The following is a 17,661-nucleotide window of genomic DNA, read 5'->3' on the forward strand; positions in this document are numbered from 1 at the left end:
ATATGAAATTAATTTAATATATTTTATCAATATTTGTATTATTTAATCTCTGAATTATTGTAGAATTTCTTTCTATAGGTCTGAATGTCAATTCGAGGGTACTCCAATAAGCTATGAAGATGTAACTCCTAATCCTGAATTCTTAATAAAATCTATTGCAGAGCAAGGCTATAGTTTAGAATCGGCACTTGCCGATTTGATTGATAACTCTATATCTGCGGATGCGCAAAGAATAGAAATATTAATTAAAACTGATCGAGAGCCATTTACCTTATTTCTGGCAGATGACGGAAATGGGATGGCTGAAGAAACCTTAAAAGCTTGTATGCACTTTCCCAGTAATTCACCGGATGAAATTCGCCAGAAATCTGATCTAGGACGTTTTGGCTTAGGTATGAAAACAGCTTCTTTCTCACAAACAAGAAAATTTACAGTTATTTCTAGGCTGAAAGGTACGGAGAAGTTTTCTGGAAGAACATGGGATCTGAATGTATTGAAGGAAGACAATAAATGGCGGATTGTGGTTAATTCAGAAAAAGAGATAGAAAATATTCTTTATAATTATAAAGTTCAAAGTAATGAACATTATAATACCTTTGACGACTATATTCCAAACGTAATAGTCGTCTGGTATGGTTTATATAAATTTGAAGAGTATTTGGAAGAAGAAAACAGACGTAAAGCTCTAAACCGGGAGATAACGGAAGTAACTACAGACCACTTGTCACTTGTTTTTCATCGCTTTATGGAAAAGAAAAGAAAAAGACTTCAAATTCGTGTAAATAATACTCTTATTAAGCCATTTAATCCGTTTCCGATCGATGAAAATGATTTTAGAGCAGTCGAATTCAAACAAAAGAAATTTGGTTCTGATGCGATTAAACTGGAAGGTTTTGTATTACCTTCTAGAAGTATTGAAGAGACAAAAGAGAGCAATCAATCTATATGGGCTACAAAACATAGAAGTTTGCAAGATATGGAAGGAATCTATATCTATAGGGCTAATCGGATTATTCTATTTGGTGGATGGAATGGTTTAATAAAGAAAGCTTCAAGACTGCAACTAGCTAGACTAAGAGTAGAAATTGGAAACAGTGTCGATCATTTACTTCATTTGAATGTTGCGAAATCACAAGTCATTGTACCTCATGAGTTAAAAGATGCATTTGAAAATTATATAAATGATTTAACACAAGAAGCCATCAAAGAGTTCTATAATCGTACAACAAAAACATATCCAAAACAAACAGAGAAATCAATAAGTCCATTTATAAGAAGACCATCTAACAAAGGTATACTTCTTGAGATAAATGATAAATTTCCTATATTTAAAATATTAAATGATGAGCTCACGATATCTGGCAAAGCACAATTAAAAGCATTTGTCAAAATAATTAATACGCAAATTAATCAGATAAGACAGACTCATGAAGATAGAGTTTTTTTAAGCCTAGAAAATGAAAACAACTTTTCAGAAGAAGAGTTACTGGAAACCATAAAAAGCTTAAAAGCTCATGGTATTAAATCATCAATAATTAAAAAAGAAATTTTACCAACTTTAGGCTATCAAATTAATTCTTACCCTGATCATATATTAAAGGCATTAAATGACTAACAGAACTTATATTGACTTGATTAATACGTTTATTGATATAGAAGTAGATAAAAGATTAAAAGAAAACAAAGTTTTGACATTTCAATTTTTCAGCTCTGAAGAGCTTAAAGCTCAAGTTAGACAAAGCACTCCTTTTTTTAGTGATGATAAGTTTGATGATTTATATGCAATAGCAATAAAAGAAGCAAAACATCGTAATAAACAGGGCATGACCCCAAGTGTATCGCTTAGTACAAAAGAAACAAAAAATCAAAAATGGTTAACAGATGATCGTATCAAAAGTCTTGGGTGGAATCATGATGAAATAATTACTTACAGAGCCAGATATTTAAAATATTTAAAGAATTTGGAGAGATCTGAATTATATATTCAAGAAACAGCTAGATCAAGTGAGGAAATAATTAAAAAATTAGGTGATCCACATTCAGAAAATCCATATTTCACAAGAGGATTGGTAGTTGGAAGTGTGCAATCTGGTAAAACGGCAAATTTTAATGCAGTTATAAATAGTGCTTTAGATGTAGGATATGATCTAATAATTGTTTTATCAGGCATTATGGAAGATTTACGGGAGCAGACCCAAAAGAGAATTGAAAAAGAAGTAGTTGGCACCAATATAGGTGGAGAATGGAATGGTGTAGGCAAAGTTTCTTCATTTGGAACAAGGGGCAGTCATCCAGAAGTAAATCAAGTTTGTATTCCAACATCAGCCAAAACTGATTTTAAGAAAAATATGAAAGAAGCAGATTTCGATTTAAATCATAAAAATATTTTGGTATGTAAAAAGAATACAGGTGTGCTTAAAAACCTCTTACTCTGGTTGGATAAATATTTAAATGAGAACAAAGATAAAATCGATATTCCCTTTTTGATTATTGATGATGAAGCAGATAATGCTTCCTTAAACAATCTCGGACATAAAGGTATTGAGTATGCTTCTGTTATCAATGGTCAAATACGGGCATTACTTGCATTATTTAATAAAAAAACATATTTGGGCTATACGGCTACTCCTTTTGCCAATGTATTACAAGATAGAAATGAGAAACCAAAAGAAAAGTTGGAAATAAAAGACAATGGTGAAATTAAATCATTTGAACAAGAAGGAAGCTTATTCCCAAAAGATTTTATAGAGTTACTTTTTCCTCCAGATAATTATATTGGAGCGAAACATTTTTTTGAAACCCGTTTAAATAAGATTAAAAAAATCGATCCATTAATTCCTCCCGTTATCAATGATTATTTGGAGTATTTCCCGCACCGTATAACAACTAATGATATGCTACCCACAAAAGAAACAGGCAAAGGTACTAGAGCAACTAGAAAGGACGATAAATTTCCAAAAAAAAATCAACTTTCGGATTCTCTAAAAGACGCGATAAAATGTTTTGTAATCTCTACGGCAATCAGAACTAGCAGAGAAAAAGAGATGTTTCAATCAAAACTTTTTCAACCACATAATACGATGTTGATTCATATATCCAGATTTACACCGTGGCAAACTCGTACAAAAGAAAATGTAGATAAGTATGTTAATGAACTTAAAAGTGCTTTAGAGAATGATTCTCCCTCTGATAAAAAAGGAATTTATGTAGATTTTGAAAAAATTTGGAATAAATATTATGCTTATATTATGGAAAATATTAGAACATATTTACCAGATGATTATGAGGATGATTTTTTAACTCCAAGAACATTTCATGATATTAAACCATTACTCTATAAAGCAATCAGTGATATTGAAGTAAAAGCCATCAATAGTGAAACAAAAGATAAATTGGATTATCCAGAGGATAAACCAAAAAAGTATATTGCTATAGGGGGGAATAGACTATCTAGGGGTTTTACACTCGAAGGCTTAACAATAAATTATTTTATACGTAATACAAACTTTTCTGATACATTACTACAAATGGGAAGATGGTTTGGCTATCGCCCTGGTTACATAGATTGTTGTAAGGTGTTCGTAACTCAAGATGGAATAGAAAAATTTGATCAAACAACAGCAACTATTGAAGATCTCGAAGACAAATTTATTGAAATGAATCGAGATCCGAATAATACACCTGCAAATTTTGCATTACGAGTATTAAGTCACCCTGGAGTGATTCAGATCACAAGGGGTGATATATTAAAGAATGCTAAAGAAATTAAATGGTCATATTCGGACCATTTGAAGCAATTCACAAAATTTCATATTGATAACAAGAAAATCAATGAGGCTTGGGAAGCTTTTGTATCACATATTTCTTCGCCAGACATTCACTTTGAAATTAAATATAATGAAGAAAATAAGCCCGAGTTTTTGGAATACCAACCTAAAGCTATCAATAAGCTACTCGATTTTTTAAATTTACCAAATAGTTTTTATGAAAGAAACGATGATTTATCTGGAATAAAAGAATATATAAAACTTTGTTCAAAAGAGAATAAATTAAATAAATGGTCGGTGGTTATTAAAGTAACAGGTAGAGGTAAAGTCTTAAAAGGTAATGTATCAGGCTTACCAATTGATATTCATAAAGCAGAAAGGAAAAGTTCAACTTCTAAGAAATGGCACGACATGCTCAAGAATGAACATATATTTGCGGCTGGTGGTGGATCTTCTAACATTTTAGGTGGTGGTCAAGATATGCAGATACGCCTAAATGATACTCAGATAAAGCAAGCTAACCAAAAATTTAAAGACCAACTTCGAAAAGATTTAAAGGATAAATATCCAAATATTAGTGATATAACATTAGAAGAAAAAGTGAAACAAACGAGTGTCCCTGAAAAAATATTTAGAAGGATGATGAGTGATGAAGAAGGTATTTTACTTATTTATCTAATGGATTTAGAATCAATTTTTTCAGATGAAAATGGTCATATTGCCGAATTGGATGAATTAAAAAAATCAATAGATATGAATATTCCTCTAATAGGATATGCTATTGGGATACCTAAAATTGATAGTAATATTGGTGGAACATATTTAGAAAGTTTATTTCATAAAGATATAGATGAAGAATATAACGAAGATGAAGAATATAACGAGTTAAAAGAGGAACTCGAAGGATGATTCAATCTAACGAATTGCAAAACATATGGAAAAATATTCAATACTCTGGGAAAAGCGAATTTGAATTTAATCGTATAGACAGTGGTATTTCAATTCCTGAAATGAGTATTGGATTAAACTCTTCGTTGAATAAATGTCTTTTATTGGAGATACCTAAGAACTATAATGTAGATTTCCAAAAATCGATAAAACAAAACTTAACACTGTACTTTTTTAAGGATACAAATTTTATTGTTTTGGAATTAACTGATAAAGCATTTGAAGATTTATTTGATGACTTGATTATTTCAATTTATCAGCATATATATCAATTATCAGATGTAGATAAGTATTCTAAAATTTTTATAGCAATGTTTTACAAATGGAGTGAATTTTTTGATGATAAAAAAGTAGAAAAACATTCCTTAGATATAATAAAAGGGCTTTATGGTGAGCTTTTTATTTTATATTTATTAATAAAAGAATGTAATTCTTCTCATTTAAATGATATATTGATGTCATGGAAAGGACCGTACGATAGCGGACATGATTTTGTATTAGAAAATAAAAATATTGAAGTAAAAACGAAAGAAACTATAAAAAATTCTGTAAAAATTTCGAGTGAATATCAGTTGGAGTATGAATTAAAAAAAGGATTAGAGTTACATGTAATATCTGTTGAAACTAATTCCGAAAATGCTAGATCTTTGAGTAGGTTATTGGATCTTGTCAAAGATATTATAATCAACAAGATGGGAGATTTTTCAATTATTTTAGCTGCTCTATTGCAAAAAAATATTACCACTCAGAATATACGTATTTATGATAACTTTCAGTTTGAGGTAATGGAAATCGCAATATACGACTGTTTAGATGAATCGTTTCCAAAGCTTACAAAAAGTAATACGCCAAAGGCAGTAGGGAATATTCAATATACTTTATATCTAGATTATTTAAATGATTTTTTAGTTTCAAAAAGGAAATTTTTTGATGAATGATATTGAAGAACGTTTAAATTTTCGATCAGATTTACTGGAAGATTCAAAAGACGAAGATGGCTTTATTGTACAAAGCAATTTGTTATCTCAGGTTCTACCTTCAATGCTAGATGCGAAATTAATTGATTCTGAAGATTTTAATGACTCTTACTTTCATGATCAATCGAATGGTCAAAAACTAAATGCGTATAATATAAGTAATTCTGGAGAGCGGTTACAATTATTTATTATTGATGAAAGTACTATTGATGAAACATCAAATACAGAGGAATTATTGATTTTGCAAAAAGCTGATTATGACAATCAATTCAAACGTGTTGAGAAGCTGATAAAAAAAGCTTTTAATAGTCAGTTGTTTAATTCCATCCAAGATTCTGATAAAGCAAAAGTATTAGCCTCAAAACTTGAGTCTCTTGAAGGATTTAATGAAATTGATGTTATTGAAATTTTTCTTATATCTTTAACTGTGGCTATTTCAAATCAAGGCAAAACTACACAACCAAGAAGTATCTATTTTCAAGAAGAAAAATGTAACAGAGCTTTTAAGAGTAAAGAAGAGGCAAAGAAAAAAGAGGTTTTAATACTCAAGAAGCTTATAGACCTCAATTTTTTGTTCAATGTAATGGTTTCAAAAGGCTACAGAGAAGTATTGACCATTGATTTTGAAAAGACCTTTAACTATGGCCTTGAGGCTATTAAAGCTGCAGAAAACGAAAGTTTTGTTTCATATCTTTGTGTATTAAAAGCAGATATTATTGCAGATTTATATAGGCAGTATAGTAGTAGGCTTTTAGAAAAGAATGTTAGATCTTTTCTCGATTTTAGGGGAGTTAACAAGGGAATAAAAGAAACTATACGAAAAGAGCCTGAAAAATTTATAGCATATAACAATGGTCTGACCATTACAGCAACAGATATAAAAACGTTTGAGAATAAACATAAGTTATATATTGCATCGTTAACTGATTTTCAGATTGTAAACGGTGGGCAGACGACAGCAACAATTTATTTTTCAAAAAAAGATGGACTAGATGTTAGTAAAGTTTATGTTATGGCGAAGATCAATGTCGCAAAACAGACAAATGAAAAAGATCTCGAACAGCTTATTGATAATATCAGTAAATATTCAAATGCCCAATCAAAAGTATCAAATGTTGATCTAAAATCAAGAAACTCTCAACTTCTTAAAATTAAAAAATTAAGTGAAAGTATATTGACTCCAAAAAGTAGAAAATGGTTTTTTGAAAGATCCAAGGGCGAATTTAATACTCTTTTGAGAAAGGAACGAAGCAATAAAAATAAGATTTTAAAAGATTTCCCTAGTGAAAGAAGATTTACTAAAGAACAACTTGGAAAATATTATTGCGCATGGGGTGAAGAGCCTTACTTAGTGAAAAAAGGTGGAGAACGAATTTTTAGAAATTTTATAGAGCACCTTAGCCCTGATGAAGATAATGGAAAGAAACCACCAACCATAGATAGAGATTATTATGAAGCTTTAATAGCAAAGGTTATTTTATTTAAAGAAATGGAGCTAATTTATGGAACAAGAAATAGCGCTATTGGTCAAATCAGATCAGCTGTAATTCCATATTCTTTATCGGTTCTTTATATCTATACTGATACGCACAAGAATTACTTTAATTTTCAAAAAATATGGAAAGATGAAGGCGTGGATGAAAATCTATCTGTCTTTTTGTGGAATTTAATGAAATTAGTAAATGCTCTAATTAAGAAGTATTCATTAAGTGACGACTTAGGTGAATATTCAAAAAGAATAGAGTTATGGAATAGTATAAAACATTGTCAAGAGATTGATTTTTTTATGTCAGAAGATAAGAATAAAATACTTATGTCGAAATATATAATACAAGATAAAAGAGGATAGTGGATAATTGTATGAATTTAGAAACACTTAGGCATTCGGAAATTATTGAGATTTATAGCAAATGCATACAAGAATTAAAAAAGAGAAATATCATTCGAACAAAGAATATCACTGGTGAAATAGGTGAATATATCGCTTTAGATTTTTATAATAATAATCCTAAACTACCAAACCTTCAATTTGCACCACCCAGTACAGAAAATATTGATGCAATTAGTAGGAAGGGTGAGCGTTATTCTATTAAAACAGTGACTAATTATGGCTCAACGGGAGTTTTTTATGGGTTACCATCTCAAGGATCTCTTGAAATACCTATGCAGAAATTCGAATACGTAATTATTGTAAAATTAAACGATAATTTTGAATTAGAATGTATTTTGGAATTAACTTGGAATGATTTTTTGGAAAATAAAAAATGGCATAGTCGTATGCAAGCTTGGAATTTAACATACTCTAAAAAATTAAAAGAAAAAGCAAAATGTATTTACGAGAAAGTATTATAAGTAATCTTGTATAAATGTATTCTATAAATTATCAATTAACTTTTTTATTGTTTTTGCAATCTGTTCTGCCATTTTAGGCGGTACAGCGTTTCCTATTTGCCTAAAAGCTGATGTTCTAGGCCCTTCAAAATAGAAATCGTCAGGAAAACTTTGCAACCTAGCTGCTTCTCTTATTGATAAAGAGCGTAATTGTTGAATATCTGGATGAATATAATAGTGTCCATCCATTGCCATATGGGCAAGAATAGTATGAGATGCTTTTTCATCAGCTTTAATTACGTTGAATCTATTTGTAAATGATTCAGTGTTCTTATGGGTAATAAGTTCAGGCCTTCTACTTGCTAATTCTTTATAGCAAAGTCTTTTTTTATAGAGATTCCATGCTAATATAGCTTCTTTGTATATTTCTCGATCTCGTTCATTATGAGGTCTTGTTTCATGTTGCGTTAATATATTAAAATTCTTTTCTCGTATATTCGCTTTTATTAAATAAGCATTCGTATTCTGAATGTATTCATTTTTACCCTCTATTCGTGTTCCTGGAGTTGTTGATGGTAGATCTTTTAAAAGGTCATTGACTAAATATTTATCAATATTAATTTTTTCAAAATCAGGATATTGATACTGCATATTTTTCTTTTTTTCCCAGCCCACAATAATGATTCTTCTGCGATTTTGTAATACTCCGAAGTCAGATGCAATGAGTTCTTGGGGTTCTTCAATATGATATCCAGCTTTATCGATAGCAGTTTTTAGATCTTTAAAGTACTGCCCATCTCCAGCACTTCTTAAACCAGGAACATTTTCAAAAATAAACATTTTAGGCTTAAAAGTAGTTAGAAATTTGACATAATATTTATACAAAAAATTTCTTGGATCAGCACTAACAGATTCCTTCATTCTAGCTCTTCCTATGATAGAATATGCTTGACATGGAGGGCCTCCAATAATAACATCAACATGTTGCAAATTTTTATTTTTGAGATTTGCTTTAATACGCGAAGTTATTTCAGGAAAAGTTGATTCTGAAATTTCTTTATTTATTACATCATCGGAATGTAAAACATTCGCTTTATCCCACAGAGTTTCTGTTGATATTTTTTTTAAAAGGTAATCGTAATAGATATTGAGTTTTCCTTGTTGTTTTAAATTCCAATATGCAGTTCTAGTTTTTAATGTTTTGCATGCATAAGGATCCAATTCAACATGTCCTACGAAGGTAGCATTAGCTCGAAAAAAGCCTTCAGATAGGCCTCCAGCACCTGAAAATAAATCTAGAACAACCACTTTGACCTCTTATATTTAGTTAGAACTGGATTATAACAGGGCTAATCTTAAGTATCGCCATGGTAGCATTATTAAAACTACCTTAAGGGTTAATAAATGCTCGATTGCCCAATATGCTCATGGCCGTTAAAAGCCGGTAAAAAAATGGTTTATTGTTATGATGATAGTTGTGGATTTCATATCAATTACGCTCAAGAAGATCTGCTCAGAGATATAACCAAAAAAGAGGTAGAAGATCTGCTCATGGGTAAAACGATCGAGGGATTAATTCACTTGGATATTGATTCTCCCAATTTCATTGCTTCAAAGGTCACTAAACTTGAACCGTACACGTAAAAATGATTGCATTAAAATCCTCAATGAGTACTAAGATAAATTAATCCCAAATCAGTATCGTAATATTGAAAAAACAATTAGCTCTTGTGGCATAGATGAAATGCATTGTGATTATAAGTTTGTACTAATATAGTTAATGCTTTTTTATAGCATTTTATAATTTCAAGAAAAAGCATAGATTATAAATTAATTTATCCCACAGCATTTTTTATATTTTTTACCACTCCCGCAAGAGCAAGCATCATTCCGCCCTATTTTCTTTATATTGTTTTGTATCATTAATGAATGTGTATAGTGTATATTTTCTTGAGTTTGAATAGTATAAATATGGTTTGGGCCTAGTGTTGCATTCAAAATATTGAATGATTTAGTTAAATATTCAATTGATTCATTATATTCCCCGATATCGGCATTATATACACCCATTGTATTATAAGACATGGCAGTATCCAATGCATATGCCCCTTGTTGTATTTCTCGTATATTCATTGCTTTTTTAATCAAAGGGTATGCTTTTGAATATTTTTTTGTATATCTATATAATTCACCTAAATTATTATACACAGAGGCTGTATCAATATGTTCTTCTCCCAAAGTTATTTCATATCTGTTCATAGCTTCTATGTAGAAAGGCAATGCTTTTTCTCTTTGATCCATTTTTGCATATATAAAACCTAAATCATTATAACTTTGCGCAATTAGAGGATTATCATCTTTAAAAAATTTCTTTCTTGAATTTAATGCTTTTTTAAAAAAATCTAATGCTTTATCATATTGTTGTTTTATTTGATAAGCTTCTGCAATGCCTTTATAGACAAAACTTTCTTTAGGATTACTTTCGTACAATTCCATAATTTTCAATGCTTTAGAAAAATACTCAAAAGACTTATCGATCTGTCCAAAAGTTTTATATAGATGTCCTCTATTAGAATATTGTCCTGCTAACGCTAAAGAGTTTTCATCTAAATATTGTTCAGATATTAAAATAGATTCTTCCATATATTTCATTGCATTTGCATAATCGCCAAGTCTTCTATATATTTCACCTAGTGAAGAGTAAACTTCTGCTGTATGCATTTTATGCAAATCATTTATCTCATTTGATATTTCTAGAGCTCTATGGAAAACTTCTAAGGATAAGTTGATGTTACCTAGATGCAAATATACATTTCCAATTCGTTGAAAAAATATAAACACTTCTTGATTATATATATTTAGTACTTTCAAAAACTTATATAATGATTCAAAAAATATTAATCTATTTTTGTGATCTAAACTGACTTCTATCTCTACACTGTGTTGAAGAATTAAATTATAAAAAGTTAGAGGTATTTTTATGTCTTCAAAGCTTGGTGTATGCGATGAAAACAAATACTCTTTATTAATTTGATGTAATTTATATCCCTTGAAAGATCCGTCATTATATTTAATTAACCAACCTTTTTCAGATAAATAATTTAACATATCTTCAAAATCTGTTTCATCTTCTTTCTGCAAAATGAGTTTCAAATCTCGAAAAAGTATAAATGCTGAAGGGAAAATAGATATTTGTTTTAAAGCTAGGATCTCCTCATTCTCTAAACCATCAATAGTAAACAACTCATCTAAAAGCTTTTTAAAGCTTTCTTTTCTATTCATTTTAATTTTTGAAAACTCTCCATTTTGAAAATATTCTAGTATTTTTTCTGGAGTCAATGAATCTTTATTGGATAGAGTTTTAGCAATTTTTTCTATAAAAAAAGTATGATTATCTAAATAATTTAAAATTTGCTCCAACAAAGTATCTTCAATTTTATAAATTGAATTAAATAAATTTTTTGCATCATCAAGACTCATCACACTTAATTCGAAGCATTCGATTGTATCTATTGTTTCTCTAGATGTAAGCAGTAAAGTAAATCCATAGTCTTTTAATGATAATAAAATATTAATACTATTAATATCTAAAATATTATCAATTACAAAAAGCTTTCTACCGTTTAATTTTCTAAGGGCAACTATAGCTTCTTTCAATATATCAGGCTCAATTTCAGATTTCAAATTCAAAATCAATTTAAGATCGGAGATCATGCTGGATATATCGTCAAATAAACCATAATAATCGTATGAATCTTTATTTTGAGTTACATAGTGATTTGCAAGTGATGATTTACCTATACCTCCGATACCATTAATTAATAATGTTTTGTTGGTTTTTAATATACTATCAATCTTTTTGAGTTCATTTTCTCGTCCAATGAATCCCGTTGTTTGACTTGAAGATTTGATACTTAGTTGTTTAGGGATAAAACTATCTAAATTTTTTGCGATCTCCGGATAATATTTTGAGAAAAAATCTCTATTATCTTTATTATAGAAATCATTCAAGTATGATTCTATAGTTTCCCAACCCCAATATTCTACAATAATCTTTTCTGATGATAATTTTTTTGCTTCATCCTGGATCACTGCTGATTGTTTATGCGTAGAAAAAAATAGATATTTACATTCTCTATTCTGGCAAGATTCTTGCATTTTTGTCTTGGCTTTATTCAATTCATTATTTATCTCTTCTATAATTATCTGATCTTTGATCGTTTCTTTGCTTTTATGTTTGGATTGAAAATAAATATCACCACTCGTACTATGCCCATCGATCCCAAATTGTGATTGACCTTTTTTGCCATACAACTGAAAAGTAAAAGCTGGATATAGTAGTTTTACAAAATCTCGAGAAAAATTTTCAAATTGAATTTCATCTTTTATTATATTAAATCGATATCTTTCCATTTAATGCTTCCTGCAAATATAAGCTTTTGATGTTTATTGTATTCTTATTTTTATTATTTTATCAAGTAACTCTCTATAAATCTGCTCATTTATAATGCTCAAATGGAGACTTTTAGGGCGTCTTTTTTTGGGATACCCTCAAAACATTAGACGCTCTTGAAGAAAATTACTTTAAAAACTTAACAGATAATAATTATGATAAAATTTATTTTGATACTAGTTACATGCAATAAAATATTTTGAAATTATAAAGAAAGGTTTGATATGAATATAGTATATACAATTAATATTAAAGATGATAGTAATTATGAAATAATAATGACAGAAAAAAGTATTGAAGAATTTTGCGATTTACCTATAAATGGTCAACTCCAATTAGGAAATTATAGAGTAACGAGGAGTGGCGATCAGATATCGTTTAATTATGGTAGCCAAGAGGGAACAATTTTACCCTCAGGCACATATGGCGAAATTTGTAAAAAATTGCAAGAAGGTATAAAAAATTATAAACAAAATGAAAAAATTAATATTTAAATATATTATTTAGTTTAGGACATAGAATTTTGAATTAGTATATCTAGCGTCTGAGTGGATATCTTCGTACCCAATTTCATCACTTCAAAGGTCGCCAGATTTGAATCCTACATGTACAGATGATTGCCTCAAACTCCTCAATAAATACCAGGGTAAATTAATATCGGATCAATATCGAAATATAGAAGCCACGATAGGTAATCATGCTCTCGAGGGAATGTTTGCAGATAAATACGATATTGATAGATTAGTACGTATGGCAAAAAATGATTTATCCTATGAAGAAGCACGCATTGAGGCTATCACAGAGATCAAAAACATACGTGCGCAGATCCAAGATAAGAATACCGAACTGCCACTCTTTGATCAAGAACTATTAAGCTCGAATAAAGTCGAGGCCATAAATTTAAAAGATTTATTTTTGAAAGAACAAAAGCTAACGCTTATTACAGAATTATCGATAAGAGATAAGCCAGTTACGGGGATCTTCGATTTTAACTACCTCCAGGCCATTCATAAACGCCTCTTTGATGATGTCTATACGTTTGCCGGAAAAGATCGTTTTGAGATGGGATATCCTGGTGTATTTGTCAAAGGTGGGACACGCTTCACACCAGGGATCAAATTACCAGAAGTATCCAAAGCTCTTTTTGATGCGCTTCGAGATGATAATTTTTTTGTGAATTTGGATCACAAAGAATTTGCTCAGGAAATGGCGATCTTTTTTAATGGGTTAAACTTGCTGCATCCATTCCGTGAGGGAAATGGGCGAACGCAGCGTTTATTTATGGAAAGCCTCGCTCAAAATGCCGGTTACATTTTATCACTCCATCAAGTCTCTCAAGAGGCAATGATCAGAGCGTGTCAAAACGCTGCTAAAGGGTTTATCAATAGCCTCGAGATACTTATGAGGCATCATCTTGAGCTGATAGAAACAAGCGATAGAAGCTAAGGAATGAACGCTCTAGAGTGAATAAGTGAAAATACCAAGAGCGTAGCCATAAAGGATCATTGTAATAATCGACCACCGCACCTCTTAAACCCACCGATGAAAAAACCGTGTCGGTATTTTTCACAGTGTGTGTGTAACCCGGTGCTATCTCCAGATCAGATTAATTAGAAACTGAACATTACTCTAGTTATAAAGTAAGAAACCAAGATATTGGCACATTATATTTTAATTAGAAAACAGATTTCCATCATACAAAATAGCATCTAACATAGCAGCTCGGTTATTCCAAAGAGCTAATTCTTCTGCTTTTTGAGGTTTTCCGCTATCCCACCATTTTGTATTTTTGATTCTTTCGATGATATCATCCCAATAGCGTTCATATTCTTTTCTGCCAATTTTTTTAATTCCGAAATCATCATACAAGATTTTTTCATTTGCTCCAGTTAAGCAAAAAAATACATCTGGTCTTATCATTGACAGGATACGACTTACGGTGGGAACTCCATAACCATATTTATCATGCTCTTGAAAATATTCAATATATTTAAGGTAATCCTCTTTATTAATATCACCATCTTTTGGAATGTGTTTCAGGGCTTTAGATATATTTACATGTTCATCAGAAATTCTATTTTTAAACCGTGGTGATGCCATGTGTCCAAAATACATCCAATCTAACTCTGGATTATCTTTATCATATTTTACAATTCCAGCAATTTGTTTTCTGTATTCTTCCGGCATATCTTTATATTCCCATTTTGTAAAATATTCATGAGCTTTTTTTAAAAGTTCAAGTCTAATCTCAAAAGAATGGTATTTATCATTTTTTGCACTTTTATAAAATTGTGACCATGTAAGAGTCATAATATTTGATAGATATGCAGGTTTTCCTGGCGATTCTTGACTATATTCATCTGCCAAATGTGACCGTATATGTAATTTCTTATCCCATAGGCTCTTATATCGGTTGTAGTCGTCATCATTAAATATTTGCGCAGATGACCAGTACCTTTCTAGTTCATTACTTAACTGAGTGAATATAATACTTGCTTGAGAATCATTACTGTTAAAATGGAGAAGCATTTCAGTATTTTTTTTCATTGCAGCAGCCGTAAAATTAGCACTTCCTATCAAACACTCCCATTCATTTTCAGAATTTGAAAATAAATATACTTTCGAATGAAATATTCCCTTAGGATCTGTTTTAAATCTCATATGATCACTATTTAGGAAGGCTTTAATAAACTCGGGATGCGTTTGATAAAAATGAATACCGACACAACTATGATAGATTTTAGAGGTATTTTTCATAAGCATATCAAAAGCCAAAGAGTTATTTGATGCCCATGCACTAGCAAATTGAATTTGCTCATATTTTTGAATCAGTTTGCATAATGTGGACTCAATTTGTCTAGGGGTAGTTAGTAAGTGCATATTGTTACCTTATAATGAATTCAAGATTATTCATACGTAAGCCCAACTCTAAATCTACCTAAATTATTTTGTTACACCAATCAATTTGTTTAGGAGACAACTTTATGTAAGGCGCACTTAAATAGTCTATGTTGGTCTCAATGGGACTAGCCGTAATTGGTGTGGTATTGTTATACGAATAGCGATATAAATTTGCATTAAAACCATCGTGTATCCACAGTTGATCAAAATTCTCTATCCCTCCGTCATACATAAAAATGAATTTATAGATTCTTTTTTTTTGATAACTACGACTTGGTAGAAAATTTATTAAAGTAACTAAGACATATGGTAGATATTCTGGCTTTAGATTGGCATATGCATATATATTTAATCTTGATGCTTCTTTTAGTATTTCGATAAATTCTTCTTTGAAAGCTAAGCAAGGTGCGATCTTAAGTATTCTTGTATAAATATGCTCTAAATGATTTTTCAAAAATTCTTTATTTGCCCGAACAATTGCTGGATCAGGATGCGTTGGAAACAATATTAGATAAGGAAGAGCATTTTTTGCTTTAGTTGGACAATATGAATTATGATCAACATGGTAAAAATGCTCATTGTCTTGAGTTTGTCCACCTCTTAACCTCATATCGTGTTTGCATACAGGGCATCTTGCTGGAGAGGCTAACCGATCAGTTACATGGCCGTTGTCGACAATAAACTGTTTATATTCTAGTATAGAAATGACTTTATCTAAAGTAGGATGCAAGGCTCTATCCATGATAATCCTTTGAATATTGATTGTAAAGAAGTATAAACAATAAATAACGTGATAATAGATTTAATGTAACTTTAGCAAAATTTATTGTTGCCTATTATACGTTAAAATAATAACTTGTTATTCAAATATAATTTTGGATATTTTATATAAATAATAGTGTGGCATGAAAAAAATAAGCAAATGCTTATTTTGATGTGGCAAAAGTCGTTATTAGAGTCAGTCGCTGACACACCTCTTAAACCCACCGATGAAAAAACCGTGTCGGTATTTTTCACAGTGTGTGTAACCCGGTGCTATCTCCAGATTAGATCGATGATCGATTAAAGATTTTTTTAGAAAAAACTCAAAGTGCCGATATTTTTTTTTAATAAAAATTTTCAATTATTGGAGCTACTATGACACAAAAAGAATATGAAAACGACATAGTTAATAAACCATTTATAAAGTCAGTAACATTTCATAGCGAAAATGGGCAAATGAAATTAGTTGATGAACCCAATAATTTTTCAAATACCAATCATCCAATTGGATCTATCCCTTTACAATTAATTAATGCATTAAAAAAAACATTAGATAAGCATGAAATAAATCTATTTGAAAATTTTATTAGATCAAAAGAATGCTCAGAAAAAACAATCAAAAATACTACATTGAATAGTTTTGTAAAAGAATGTATAAATAAGTTTATTAATAGTTTAACTGATACTAAAGAACAAATTTCAGAAGATCACGATAATTTAGAAGTTATTTATCTTCAATCTTTCTATGGACCCCCAGTAAATATAATGATTAAATTAATAGTCGACAGTAGGCTTATACCTTTTGGGTTTAGCGAATTTAATTTTGATATTAATGAATATATGGAGACAACCGAAGGTAAATTTATATTAAAAAGTTATAGCGAAGAAGATGATAAATATTTTGATTCAATTGGGTGCAGTTACAGATTTATCGTTTCTGGCTCAAAAGGAGATTTATTCCATCAATTTAGTTTTCCAAATGTAAAAAAGGATAAAAATATTGCAAAGGCAATGGATATCTTAATTCCCCCTATGGGAAATAATAAAACTAATATATTTTGGCAATGTTTAGATCATTTTATATTATATGAAGTTAAATTGGCACCGTGTAACAGATTGGATTTTAGTAATGGTAAGCTAACTCCACGGGAGATTTTGGACAATAAAACGCACATTGTCTATATAGCTAGAGATATCGACAATGTTGTGAGATACATTGGTGAAGGTAAGAAAGATAGATATTTACATGTAAACTCTGGGGTATCTCATGTTAAAGAGTTAAATAGAGAGTATTTCGAAGGAAGGCAAATGAGCATTGAAATATATAATGATAACCTATCTAAGATAGAATCTCTATCTATTGAGCGATTTTTACTCAATAAATATAAGAAATGTGGACTATGGAATAGCAAAGATTACGAAAAATAAATATTTAAAAGCAACTTATACAACTCTGTATATTATGCAGAGTTGTATAGTAACAAGTTTGTATAAGCCGAATAAGTTATTTTGAGAAAATTCA

The 17,661-nt window shown here is 30.1% G+C and carries 13 protein-coding genes; 9 read left to right on the forward strand and 4 right to left on the reverse strand.

Going from position 1 to position 17,661, the window contains the following annotated elements:
• Nucleotides 1-196 precede the first annotated feature (196 nt).
• The 5 genes from SHALO_RS00275 to SHALO_RS00295 are packed head-to-tail and all read left to right on the forward strand — an operon-like array spanning nucleotide 197 to nucleotide 8,044.
• The gene (locus tag SHALO_RS00275; protein WP_202968806.1) at nucleotides 197-1,615 is read left to right on the forward strand and encodes an ATP-binding protein; all 1,419 of its coding nucleotides are present in this window, start codon (nucleotides 197-199) and stop codon (nucleotides 1,613-1,615) included.
• Entirely contained in the window at nucleotides 1,608-4,676 is a 3,069-nt protein-coding gene (locus SHALO_RS00280; RefSeq protein WP_069476867.1) for a Z1 domain-containing protein, read from the forward strand. Before SHALO_RS00275 ends, SHALO_RS00280 begins: the two co-directional genes overlap by 8 nt.
• Entirely contained in the window at nucleotides 4,673-5,653 is a 981-nt protein-coding gene (locus SHALO_RS00285; RefSeq protein ID WP_069476868.1) for a PD-(D/E)XK motif protein, read from the forward strand. Before SHALO_RS00280 ends, SHALO_RS00285 begins: the two co-directional genes overlap by 4 nt.
• Nucleotides 5,646-7,541 (forward strand): AIPR family protein, encoded by a 1,896-nt coding sequence (locus SHALO_RS00290; RefSeq protein ID WP_069476869.1) that lies wholly within the window; start codon nucleotides 5,646-5,648, stop codon nucleotides 7,539-7,541. The genes SHALO_RS00285 and SHALO_RS00290 overlap by 8 nt, the downstream gene beginning before the upstream one ends.
• Nucleotides 7,542-7,552: 11 nt before the next feature.
• The gene (locus SHALO_RS00295; protein WP_069479267.1) at nucleotides 7,553-8,044 is read left to right on the forward strand and encodes a hypothetical protein; all 492 of its coding nucleotides are present in this window, start codon (nucleotides 7,553-7,555) and stop codon (nucleotides 8,042-8,044) included.
• Between the two features lie 21 nt (nucleotides 8,045-8,065).
• On the opposite strand, the gene SHALO_RS00300 is transcribed toward SHALO_RS00295, so the two are convergent.
• Entirely contained in the window at nucleotides 8,066-9,331 is a 1,266-nt protein-coding gene (locus tag SHALO_RS00300) for a DNA cytosine methyltransferase (RefSeq protein WP_069476870.1), read from the reverse strand.
• Nucleotides 9,332-9,475: 144 nt separating this feature from the next.
• On the opposite strand from SHALO_RS00300, the gene SHALO_RS00305 reads away from it, so the two are divergent.
• On the forward strand, nucleotides 9,476-9,667 hold the full coding sequence (locus SHALO_RS00305; RefSeq protein WP_145923205.1) for a hypothetical protein: 192 nt from the start codon (nucleotides 9,476-9,478) through the stop codon (nucleotides 9,665-9,667).
• A 186-nt stretch (nucleotides 9,668-9,853) separates the two neighbouring features.
• On the opposite strand, the gene SHALO_RS00310 is transcribed toward SHALO_RS00305, so the two are convergent.
• Nucleotides 9,854-12,436, reverse strand: a complete 2,583-nt coding sequence (locus tag SHALO_RS00310; protein WP_069476872.1) for a tetratricopeptide repeat protein — start codon at nucleotides 12,434-12,436, stop codon at nucleotides 9,854-9,856.
• A 264-nt stretch (nucleotides 12,437-12,700) separates the two neighbouring features.
• Here SHALO_RS00310 and SHALO_RS00315 point away from each other — a divergent pair, with 264 nt between their 5' ends.
• Both SHALO_RS00315 and SHALO_RS00320 read left to right on the forward strand, forming a co-directional pair.
• Nucleotides 12,701-12,970 (forward strand): hypothetical protein, encoded by a 270-nt coding sequence (locus SHALO_RS00315; RefSeq protein ID WP_069476873.1) that lies wholly within the window; start codon nucleotides 12,701-12,703, stop codon nucleotides 12,968-12,970.
• A gap of 217 nt (nucleotides 12,971-13,187) precedes the next feature.
• The gene (locus SHALO_RS00320) at nucleotides 13,188-13,922 is read left to right on the forward strand and encodes a Fic/DOC family protein (RefSeq protein WP_084010625.1); all 735 of its coding nucleotides are present in this window, start codon (nucleotides 13,188-13,190) and stop codon (nucleotides 13,920-13,922) included.
• Between the two features lie 225 nt (nucleotides 13,923-14,147).
• Here SHALO_RS00320 and SHALO_RS00325 read toward each other — a convergent pair whose 3' ends face one another.
• The gene (locus SHALO_RS00325; RefSeq protein WP_069476874.1) at nucleotides 14,148-15,356 is read right to left on the reverse strand and encodes a phospholipase D family protein; all 1,209 of its coding nucleotides are present in this window, start codon (nucleotides 15,354-15,356) and stop codon (nucleotides 14,148-14,150) included.
• A 58-nt stretch (nucleotides 15,357-15,414) separates the two neighbouring features.
• Nucleotides 15,415-16,119: a hypothetical protein gene (locus SHALO_RS00330; RefSeq protein ID WP_069476875.1), complete on the reverse strand. Its 705-nt coding sequence runs from the start codon at nucleotides 16,117-16,119 to the stop codon at nucleotides 15,415-15,417.
• A gap of 395 nt (nucleotides 16,120-16,514) precedes the next feature.
• On the opposite strand from SHALO_RS00330, the gene SHALO_RS00335 reads away from it, so the two are divergent.
• Nucleotides 16,515-17,567 (forward strand): hypothetical protein, encoded by a 1,053-nt coding sequence (locus SHALO_RS00335; protein WP_069476876.1) that lies wholly within the window; start codon nucleotides 16,515-16,517, stop codon nucleotides 17,565-17,567.
• Nucleotides 17,568-17,661 lie beyond the last annotated feature (94 nt).

The organism is Sulfurospirillum halorespirans DSM 13726, assembly GCF_001723605.1.
In the GTDB taxonomy this organism is placed as follows: domain Bacteria; phylum Campylobacterota; class Campylobacteria; order Campylobacterales; family Sulfurospirillaceae; genus Sulfurospirillum; species Sulfurospirillum halorespirans.

Coding starts and splice junctions, on each gene's coding strand:
- SHALO_RS00280 (WP_069476867.1), top strand. CDS start 1,608: ATGACTAACAGAACTTATATTGACTTGATTAATACGTTTATTGATATA.
- SHALO_RS00285 (WP_069476868.1), top strand. CDS start 4,673: ATGATTCAATCTAACGAATTGCAAAACATATGGAAAAATATTCAATAC.
- SHALO_RS00290 (WP_069476869.1), top strand. CDS start 5,646: ATGAATGATATTGAAGAACGTTTAAATTTTCGATCAGATTTACTGGAA.
- SHALO_RS00295 (WP_069479267.1), top strand. CDS start 7,553: ATGAATTTAGAAACACTTAGGCATTCGGAAATTATTGAGATTTATAGC.
- SHALO_RS00305 (WP_145923205.1), top strand. CDS start 9,476: ATGGTTTATTGTTATGATGATAGTTGTGGATTTCATATCAATTACGCT.
- SHALO_RS00310 (WP_069476872.1), bottom strand. CDS start 12,436: ATGGAAAGATATCGATTTAATATAATAAAAGATGAAATTCAATTTGAA.
- SHALO_RS00315 (WP_069476873.1), top strand. CDS start 12,701: ATGAATATAGTATATACAATTAATATTAAAGATGATAGTAATTATGAA.
- SHALO_RS00320 (WP_084010625.1), top strand. CDS start 13,188: ATGTTTGCAGATAAATACGATATTGATAGATTAGTACGTATGGCAAAA.
- SHALO_RS00325 (WP_069476874.1), bottom strand. CDS start 15,356: ATGCACTTACTAACTACCCCTAGACAAATTGAGTCCACATTATGCAAA.
- SHALO_RS00330 (WP_069476875.1), bottom strand. CDS start 16,119: ATGGATAGAGCCTTGCATCCTACTTTAGATAAAGTCATTTCTATACTA.
- SHALO_RS00335 (WP_069476876.1), top strand. CDS start 16,515: ATGACACAAAAAGAATATGAAAACGACATAGTTAATAAACCATTTATA.